The sequence below is a fragment of the Paenibacillus sp. sgz302164 genome, from assembly GCF_056120505.1.
On the sequence record NZ_JBVYOL010000016.1, the window covers coordinates 213,296 to 222,535 of the forward strand.

A 9,240-nucleotide genomic window follows, 5' to 3' on the forward strand; every position below is an offset into this window, starting at 1 on the left:
AACTGCTCCTTTCTTGCTAAAAATTACACTCATCTGTCGTATTGGTTAACTCCGCCCATCTTGCCGATAACAGCTTCGCATAATCCAAAGAAAATAATCCGTAATGCCCTAAGGAGTACCCGTCATTAACTTCTACTAATAATGTTTCGCCTTTATCTGTTAATCCAAAATCTATAGCATACCCTTTGGGAGCAGATTTGAATTGCAAGACCACATTTTCAACTACTTTATAATCAAAGTGTGCTCTCCAATCTCCTCTGTACCTTCGAATGTCCAATATTTTTCCGTATCTGATAAAACATCTCCATTCCGCTACAAAATTTACAACCTCCGAACATAAAATCTCCGGGTCTTCGCCATACGTACCGCATCCGATTAAATCCTTAGTACTTCTGACTACAACGCCAGTAAACTTTTTATCCTCGACAGGCTTAATAAATACATTCCAGTTCTCAGGGTTATTTGCGATTACACTTAATTTGGACTTCCAAACCTTTCTGCCCAAGTAGTTGTTTAATTCCTCCGGATAATCAATTTCAGGAGAGACTATACCATGTTTAAAAAGTGCTGTTCGAACATCATCAACATAGCTGACTATGATATCTTCTTTTTTATCATCAGATAGCTCATGTATATTTTTAAAATATTGAATTTCAAATCCCATCTGTTTAAATCCATCAAAAGCTGCATAAAAATTATGACTTGCAATCTCGTTATCAAAACTTTTTCTAATGTACACCTTCATAAAAAATCACCTCATGATCATCGAGATACCCTTCAAGCCGCTTCTTTACGTCAGGCCATTCCGAGTCGATAATGCTATAAATGATGTAGTCGGTATTGTTATATTTTTTTCTGAATAGTCCTTCTTTTATTGCCCCAATACGTTCAATTGCACGTTGTGACCTGATATTATCAGGTGTTGTTATGATTTCTACCCGCACTACTTTTAAGCATTCAAATGCATAGTTTAATAGCAGATATTTGGTCTCTGTGTTGACCCTTGTCTTCCATACTTTGGGGGTATACCAAGTGAATCCAATGCTCAAGTTATTATTCTCATCCGAAATTCGCAGATAACGCGTAGAGCCGATGACTTCTTTCAATTCTTTATCATAAACGACGAACGGATATTGATCTTTTTTGTCTCGTCCCTTAATTGCTTTTGTAACAAAAGATTCCATCTCATCTATTGTTTTTATTTCAGCGGGATAATGAGCCCATATTTCCGGATGACACGCGCACTCGTACAATTTTTGAATATGTGCTAACTCCATAGGAATAAGACTAATCCGTAGGCCTTCTAATCTGCCAAAATGCATGAGATTCAATTCCCCTCATTATCGATTATGTTGCAGAAAGTAGATAATCTACTGCATTACTGTATCTTTTTAATCGCTCAAAATCTTTTTCCGAAAGGTTTTTAATTCTCCTAACGTCTCTGTTATCTTCTAAATCTAAAAGTTTCACATACCGCGCCAAAGGATTTGGTTTTATTCGTTGAAGGAATTCTTCATAAGTCTCATTACTTCTGCGGGTCAGACAATCAAGCGCTTCTAAAATAACATTAGAAAATCCTTCTTCTTTAAGTTGTTCCAACGTTACATCCGAATCTTCGATTGCATCATGCAAAACGGATACTATTTTGGAGTCATTGTCCGGGGCTAGCAGCATCAAACGCAATGGGTGCAGTATGTATGAATTTCCACCCTTGTCCACTTGGCCTTCATGAGCCTGAGTAGCAATAATAATTGCTTTAGATAAAGTCGACATGTAGTTCCCTCATTTCCATTACAAGAATTGATACAATCATTCGTTCAGATTAATAATCGCTAATGCCCTCATCCTCAGTATATATTCACGACATCAAATTATCCATTAAACTCCTGTCAAAGCTACAGTTCACGAAATAACTTTCCAGCCCCTCCTAACAAAATTAGCATACACACACTTGAAGAAGGGAAGGGGAGAGACACTATGGAAGATGGGCATGAATGGATTGTGAAGGGTTTGTTAGAGGTTCAAAAACAAGTGGATGAATCTGTTTGGAATATTGCTGGAGTGAGAGGCAGATCATTATCAGTAATCAGCTAAAAAAGAAAGAGTGGCTTTATTTGAGAGGTGGAAGGAAGGCATGGGTGATCAAGAAAAGCGTGGTGGCATGAAATGGTATTATTGCATTAAATCTCTATTCACATGTCCCATATAATTATCAGCCGCAGATCGTCACGTGAAGTTTGTTATGTCTTCAGTCTCTTCTTTATCATTCTGATTTGACCTCTGTGATTGATTTCATCTTCAAAAACGTGAAACCACATAAAATAATGATTAGCTTGTTTTTCATACCAGAACTTTTCTTCTTTATATAACCAGTCATCATCAACGCTTTTGAATAATTCAAATGTTCGATTTCTGACTTTATTCAATTTATCTACATAATAATTCAAGTCGTTTCCCTTAATCTGTTCCCGTCCTTCTTCACCGAGATTCAAGGCCGCTCCCCAGCATGTTTTCCTCCGCCACACAATATTAGCCAAATTCCCGGTGCATTTCTTGCCATTTTACCTTGTTATAATTTTGACATATGCGCCTGAGTTCATCCCGCACTTCCATCAAAGCGAATCCCAACAAGTTCTGACCCTTCCATTCAAAAGGATTGTTAACTCCCTTATCCTCGGCTGACATGCCAATTCCCCAAATTCTATCATATGGGCTGGCTTCCACTAATATTTTGTTTTCTGTCTCCAGTAGAAATTGCATAAGCTTTTCGTTTTGAAGAAACTTGGCAAAATTACCGTTTAAAACAATGTTGTATCGTTTACTTGACCATATGGCTTCATTAAAGTTTCTTACTTTCCTTCCCAGTTCCTTTATTTCTTTCGGATTCTCGTTCTTCAAAATTTTTGCTTCTATCTCTTCATCATCAAAAAGCCTTGCTTTCTCAGCCATCATATACTGCTCCATACAGCAATAACTATTTATGTCAATAGCAAATTCCGCTTTCCACCATTGGCTCAAACAAGCTTTTGTAATAGCACCGTCTCTACTTGGTTGATGTCCCCAGAAAAACAAATACTCAAATTTTTCACCTTTCCGTAAATTCTCGTTTATCCAATCAAGGGAATAAGTTGGTTTTCCATCTATATTCCAAAGCAGATTCCCGTCATCATCGTAAATGTCTTCATCAAGAAATTCTTCTTCATACCAACCAAGCCAACCTTTTGGAGGAGGAAACATGTGACGAAACTTATTCTTTTCCTCAATACTTAAGTGTAGAAAACCATTTTCCAAATTGCATAATGTAATGCTCTCCATATCCCATTCTCCAGCCTATACTGTATCTTCCCATGTAAGGATATATCAGCCATGGAGGAGCCATAGGATTATCTATATCGAATGATACCTTCAAACTCATCACTCCCTGAAACATTCAATTAAGCCCCAAAATCGTGTAGCCACCATTTAAAGATTACTCCAATTTAAGACAAGATGACAGGAAAAAATTAGATATAATCAAATTTCCGTTGTCGTTCACAAAACAAAAAAGAGTCAGATCACAGAAGATGACCTGACCTGTACGGCGGCTTGTAATTGGCGGATTTAATTAGTATGGTTTCAAACCAAAACTTCCTGCCAATTCAGATCATTTCCTCTTGTCAATGTAGCTTAGCAATGTGAGTATAAACAACCCAAATGCAAACATGATTGAAAGAGATTGAAATATATCCATGCTCATAGCCTCCACCTTTCCAGTAAGGTGTCCGCCTCTGTACAAGTCGTCTTATTGTAAATTATAAAATAAAATGGATAAAAGTGGAAGTGTCCTTCGAACTAGTTCTTATGACTTTGCGTTGTCTACATATTTCGATTTAAATGACTGTTCCAAAGGGATTGTGACAAATTTCACATAAAAATTTTGCGAAATGTGCAAACATTCCATTGAAATCACGAAGCCATGAACTTGGTGTTTGTCGAATACATGGAGAATGGGCAATTTCCCCGGATGAGAAGGGGAATTCACCGTTGGAAACGCGTTACGGATGTCGCTAATGAGCTGCTTCGTGTATGATAAAACTCACATTATAGAACAAACTCATTAGATCATTGGCCTAAATAGCCTTAACTCCAAAATAACCCACATTTATACGCTATAATAAAAAATTCTGTAAACGCGTATTCACATACATAAAAAACCTCCGCCGCGTGATGGGGGAGGTAGAGATTAATATTCGGCTTAATTCAGATTCACTTTACCTTCCGCAGCATTTCTTATATTTCTGACCGCTGCCGCAAGTACAAGGGTCATTGCGACCGATCTTCACTGAAGCCTTTACTTCATTCACACTGTCGGAGTTATTATCTTGAATCTTGGTCTGGCGTTTAAACAGCTTATAATGTCTTTTGAGTCTGTTCACATAGTTATGGTCTCTCAAAACATCATTACGAACAACATCCAAAAGTTCACCGGCATAAGACGTTTGAGGACTATTCATATTTAAAATGGGTCCTTTTAAATCTGCAATCACATCCTCGTTCTTATAACCAAGCCATTTCTCGTAAAATTGTCTGCTTTCCCATCCAAAATTAATGATTGCAACTAAGCTTCTGTTCTCCGCTGATAGGACATGGAGCATCACTCTTCTGCAATCACATTTCGGATCCTTGCAATAATATTCCACCAATCCGTAGTGTCCTGATGGAACATTATTTGTGGAGCCTGCATCTAGCCAAATCGACCTGGTTTCTTTGTCGGCAATTTCCGGCAAATATTCATTTAATGATGCATAATGCATGCAATATCGCCTCCTTTGTACTACGACATATTTATTTTAACCCATTACTTCCCGCAGCATTTCTTATACTTGATCCTCCCGGCATATTAGGCATTTTTATTATATCAAGCTTCCTGCTCACTTCAATATCGTTTTCTTTTCCTAAATCAATCCTCAATCTCCTTCTTCATTAAAAAAAGAAGCAAGAAGTAGAAATCAGCGGCAAGTGCCAACATCGCGATTATTAGATTATTTATTTTTAGCATTGTAGAAAAAAGGGTGGCTGAAAGAAGCAAACTGATGATGATCATGCGATACAGCACCGTATCTTTAAAAACGATTTTCTGCTGACTAACAAATGTAAAGCCCCATCTCTCCCGCGAAATTTTCATAACAATTGCTGCAGTAATGACAATAGAGATAAATTGTACTAATAAACTGGAAAACCCAATTCTAGTAACATCTTCTATTGATACTATCTCTACAGCAACAAAAAGGTTTACGAGAGCGATTTGCAAAAATCCATATCCAACATATCCTACTATTGTTACGAGCAATGTTGGCAAGATACGAAGGCCAAATAAAAATTTTACGGATAAGAAAAACAATAAGTACATAAGCATGGGTTTGAAGGACTCCAGCGGAGGTGTAAGTCGAATATATAAAGAAACGATGCTCATCGGAATCGCTATATAAAGAAGCGGCAATAGATTAGGGAGAAGCTTGAAACGAAACAAAGAAAGCATAAAAGCAAATATAGATACGATCTCAAGTGTAGACATAGAAATACAGAGCAGATTATCGATCATTTCAAGCGCCGTTCTCCTTCACAAACCAACTGTTTGAACTCTTTCAAAAATAAAACATCCATTCATCATTTCAGACGATTAGTCACTAATACCCGCATCCTCAGTATATATTCCCGGCTTTAAAATATCCATTAAATTCCCCACTCGAAGAAGGGAAAGGGGAGAGGGACTATAGAAGATTAGTGGTTTTGCTAGAGTGGGAGGAAGCGATCGGGCTGAAAAGAAATGGCTTTATTTGAGAACGGTAAGGTCTTTTGGGTTTTGCCTCTATTTCGATTTTCAAGTGCATATTCCCACGCAGAATAGAATTCAGAAATGGATGAATACCTCTTATCTCTACTTGTTTCCACTGCCTGTACTACTACGTCATAAAGTTCTTTCCCTGCTTCCCATTTTTCAAATGAGCGATCTAATTCCCCACCTAAAAGACAGAAAGCTACGGCACCCATATTAAAAACATTCGTCTTTGAATCAATTACTGCATTTAGTTCAAATTCTTCTGGCGACATAAATCTTGACGAACCCCAAAGCCTACCCATTGAATTTATATATGGCTTTCTCTGATATAAATCTATATCACAAATTTTCGTTATGTTGTTTTTAAAATCGTATAACAAGCTGCCGTCGTAAAAATCAACCGCAACAAAATCTTTGGATTCAACATGAACATGAAAAGAAAAAATGCTATCTAAAGATCGTAATCGTAGTTCAATTGGTAATTGTTTGTAACGAAAAAAAGGGGACTCGGGATGAACATACTTTGCAGGTGGCGGAAAAGACCAATGCGGGTGGAGGCATTCCCCGTCAAACCATTCATAAATAGCAGCGCAGCCATCTCCTACTTCAAAGAAGTCAAATAATTTGACTAAGTTTTCATGATTTAATTCCCGGTAAAGAGAAGTTGCATGTTTTAGGCGTTCAATTGCTTCTTGCGGTTCGCCAGAATACTCTAATGTTCTTGCACCGGCATATTTAACAAACTTTTTTATACCGTGTCTTTTGACACCAAAGCATATATTCCCTGAATCTTGTTCGTCAAATACGGTAAATACTTCGCCAAGTGATGCCAGCCAATCAAAATCATGATTTTCTTTCAGGCGGAAAGACACATTGTCTATACTGATTGTAGTTGAACTCATTATTTACCCCCAATTTTAGTATTCAACATTTCCATTTTATTGGATTTTTTGGCTGCTTCCTATGGGGACTTTATGTTTAAATGAACTTTCCTGTTATATAAATTCATGCTTTCATTTAGTGCATTAATATACTCTCATAAATGCTTGGAATCTTGATACTTACCAAGGTTAGTTAGCACACGACAAGCACCATTTTTGCTTGTTACATCTGCCGCCACTTTTTTGATTACCTCCAACAACTCTAACAAAAGACCATTATCACTATCTTCAAGCGCAATTAATGATGGAATATGCTTTTTCGGAATTACTACGATATGAACAGGGTAATAAGGGCGAGTATGATGATAAGCAAGTACATGATCCGTCTCTAAAACCTTCTCAACTTCTGTTTTGCCGTTCAATACCTTTTCACAATAAAAGTCCTCAGACATACATCAACCTCCAAGCGATGAGCATTTCCCTCATAATCCAACTTGGTACATTATACCATTAAATCCAACGAAAAATGCTTTAGTATCGAATTAAAATGAACTTGTCATCCCCTCCCGTTAGAGTTAACATACACACATTCGAAGAAGGGAAGGGGAGAGGCACATGGAAGATTGGCTGGGATGGATTGTTAAAGGTTTGCGTCAGAGGTTTGATGATGTATCGCTCATCGTTGAGCAGCAGGAACACATTATTCCAATAATCGAGAAATCATCGAAATTACTGCCGAATTTGAAAAGCCAAGTAGATGAATCTGCTTTAGTGATAGTGATGGAATGGGAGGAGGCTGTTCAATATCAGCAATCGGCTGCTTGAGACTGTAGACTACTCGATGATTTCCTCAATCTCCAGTCCGCTTTTCAGGGTAAAACAAAATGCGCCGGCGAGAGAAGGGTGATCTTCTCGTTTGCGAATAGAAAATAACCCTCTCTGTGATCAGGAGGGCTGAGTAAATATGGTATGCTAGGGTCAAATTAATTTGATTGTTTTAATGAATTTTTCGCTCCACATTTTGGACAGCGATCATTGTTATGTTTGTAAGTATATGTTGCCCCTTGTTTAATAGCCTCTGCTATTGCCAAGAACATGACATCATGCTCTTTGGTCTTATAGTTACATTTATCGCAATAGATATAAACTTTCAACACAGATTCCTCCAATATTGTATTTTTAACAAATCCCGCTGTGTAACCAAATCGTCCTTAGACAGCGTGACACCTTTGTCCATTTTCTCAAGGTCAGGCGAATGGATATTTTGCATGGGGTACTATCACCGAAAACATTACTAGCGGTTATTTCCATTGTAGTGAGGTACAGCGGCGGATAAAAGAAGTCCCAAGAGAGTGTCAACTCGCTTGGAGTGAAGTTTAATAAACTACTATTTAACCCCCTCAATATAGCCCTCTCTGCGATCAAGAGTGCTTCACAACCTAATAGTCTATTCAGTTAATCTTCCCGATATATCCTTACCACGCACTCGACATGTGTCTCATTGAAGCCATCTCACTTTTATATGATAAAAGAATTGTTTTATCACTAAAATGTTGCACCTGTTCAAAATAACTTACTTTAATTCTTTTAAAAGGTTTTCAAATTTTTTAGGACTCAATATCTCGTGTGTGATGAATCTTCCATTATAGAAAACACTAAAAGTTGTCCATGCACTTAGTGCCTTTTGAGCCTCTTCCCTAGTTTGGAAACAGTAAGTATAAAAATTAATTCCTCCATTAGTTGCAACTTCCTTTAGTTCTTCTAATACGCCAACAGCAAATGGACATTGTGCTGTATAGTAGATCAGAACTCCATTGGTAATAGAAGCTTGTGAAAAGATGTTGAATGATGGGGTAGCGGCAGAATCATTCCATCTCAATGCCATTAAATCAAAGTAAGGCTCTGATTCATCCACCACTTCAAAACCCATGTATTCAAAGTATCGCTTATCACTTAAAAAAGGAAGTTTCTTCTTCCCAACAATATGTACAATGCCATCCATTCCAGACGCCATTGCATCTTCCTTGCATTTATTTAATAATTGTTTTCCATATCCTCTGTTCTTATATCTTCCAGAAACCCATAAACAATTGATATACATGTAGTTAGGTGCCTTGATTGGTATCCACGCTTTTTCCGCTGGAAGGTACTCTATAAATACCTTTGCACGTTCATTTAAACGATAAAACGTTAACCCTTCTTCCATCCGATCCTTAAGCCACTGTTTCTTTTCAAGCACGGCTTTTTCGTACTGGCTGGCTCCTAATGCACAACAAATGTGTTCTCGATCAATATTTTGTTTTGTTATTTCCATAAAACTCATTCTACACACCTCCTTGATCAATCCTTTATCATTCACCTGCTCGTTAAACAATGAAAGTATTATTTTATCTCAATCAATCTGGAACATCGATGTATTCCGATACTCTAGTACATCATCAGTCTTTAAATTGTGGATAAAGACGTTTTAATTTGATCCGGGCGTCAGAGGTAGTAAACTGCCAATCGACTCCCTTTTGACTCGAGTTGCGACCTTGCTCC

At 37.6% G+C, this 9,240-nt stretch carries 12 protein-coding genes; 1 reads left to right on the plus strand and 11 read right to left on the minus strand.

Going from position 1 to position 9,240, the window contains the following annotated elements:
• Positions 1–16 precede the first annotated feature (16 nt).
• The 9 genes from AC0LWT_RS25575 to AC0LWT_RS25615 all read right to left on the minus strand — a co-directional run bounded on the left by AC0LWT_RS25575 (position 17) and on the right by AC0LWT_RS25615 (position 7,151).
• Complete coding sequence (locus AC0LWT_RS25575; RefSeq protein WP_474684097.1) at positions 17–745, minus strand: ATP-grasp domain-containing protein; 729 nt, start codon at positions 743–745, stop codon at positions 17–19.
• The gene (locus AC0LWT_RS25580) at positions 729–1,322 is read right to left on the minus strand and encodes a GNAT family N-acetyltransferase (RefSeq protein WP_474684098.1); all 594 of its coding nucleotides are present in this window, start codon (positions 1,320–1,322) and stop codon (positions 729–731) included. Before AC0LWT_RS25580 ends, AC0LWT_RS25575 begins: the two co-directional genes overlap by 17 nt.
• A gap of 25 nt (positions 1,323–1,347) precedes the next feature.
• On the minus strand, positions 1,348–1,773 hold the full coding sequence (locus AC0LWT_RS25585) for a GTP pyrophosphokinase (protein WP_474684099.1): 426 nt from the start codon (positions 1,771–1,773) through the stop codon (positions 1,348–1,350).
• A 756-nt stretch (positions 1,774–2,529) separates the two neighbouring features.
• On the minus strand, positions 2,530–3,315 hold the full coding sequence (ybiA, locus tag AC0LWT_RS25590; protein WP_474684100.1) for a riboflavin biosynthesis intermediates N-glycosidase: 786 nt from the start codon (positions 3,313–3,315) through the stop codon (positions 2,530–2,532).
• Positions 3,316–3,643: 328 nt separating this feature from the next.
• Positions 3,644–3,736: a putative holin-like toxin gene (locus AC0LWT_RS25595; RefSeq protein ID WP_474684101.1), complete on the minus strand. Its 93-nt coding sequence runs from the start codon at positions 3,734–3,736 to the stop codon at positions 3,644–3,646.
• Between the two features lie 514 nt (positions 3,737–4,250).
• Positions 4,251–4,793, minus strand: a complete 543-nt coding sequence (locus AC0LWT_RS25600; RefSeq protein WP_474684102.1) for a YecA family protein — start codon at positions 4,791–4,793, stop codon at positions 4,251–4,253.
• A 146-nt stretch (positions 4,794–4,939) separates the two neighbouring features.
• Positions 4,940–5,581 carry a hypothetical protein gene (locus AC0LWT_RS25605; protein ID WP_474684103.1) on the minus strand — a complete coding sequence of 214 codons (642 nt, stop codon included), beginning with the start codon at positions 5,579–5,581 and terminating at the stop codon, positions 4,940–4,942.
• Positions 5,582–5,772: 191 nt separating this feature from the next.
• On the minus strand, positions 5,773–6,720 hold the full coding sequence (locus AC0LWT_RS25610) for a serine/threonine-protein kinase (RefSeq protein WP_474684104.1): 948 nt from the start codon (positions 6,718–6,720) through the stop codon (positions 5,773–5,775).
• A gap of 134 nt (positions 6,721–6,854) precedes the next feature.
• Complete coding sequence (locus tag AC0LWT_RS25615; protein WP_474684105.1) at positions 6,855–7,151, minus strand: HIT domain-containing protein; 297 nt, start codon at positions 7,149–7,151, stop codon at positions 6,855–6,857.
• A gap of 163 nt (positions 7,152–7,314) precedes the next feature.
• Here AC0LWT_RS25615 and AC0LWT_RS25620 point away from each other — a divergent pair, with 163 nt between their 5' ends.
• Positions 7,315–7,524 (plus strand): hypothetical protein, encoded by a 210-nt coding sequence (locus tag AC0LWT_RS25620; RefSeq protein ID WP_474684106.1) that lies wholly within the window; start codon positions 7,315–7,317, stop codon positions 7,522–7,524.
• Between the two features lie 158 nt (positions 7,525–7,682).
• Here AC0LWT_RS25620 and AC0LWT_RS25625 read toward each other — a convergent pair whose 3' ends face one another.
• The gene (locus AC0LWT_RS25625) at positions 7,683–7,853 is read right to left on the minus strand and encodes a hypothetical protein (RefSeq protein ID WP_474684107.1); all 171 of its coding nucleotides are present in this window, start codon (positions 7,851–7,853) and stop codon (positions 7,683–7,685) included.
• A 419-nt stretch (positions 7,854–8,272) separates the two neighbouring features.
• A complete protein-coding gene (locus AC0LWT_RS25630) occupies positions 8,273–9,022 on the minus strand; it encodes a GNAT family N-acetyltransferase (RefSeq protein ID WP_474684108.1) in 750 nt (249 codons plus the stop codon).
• Positions 9,023–9,240 lie beyond the last annotated feature (218 nt).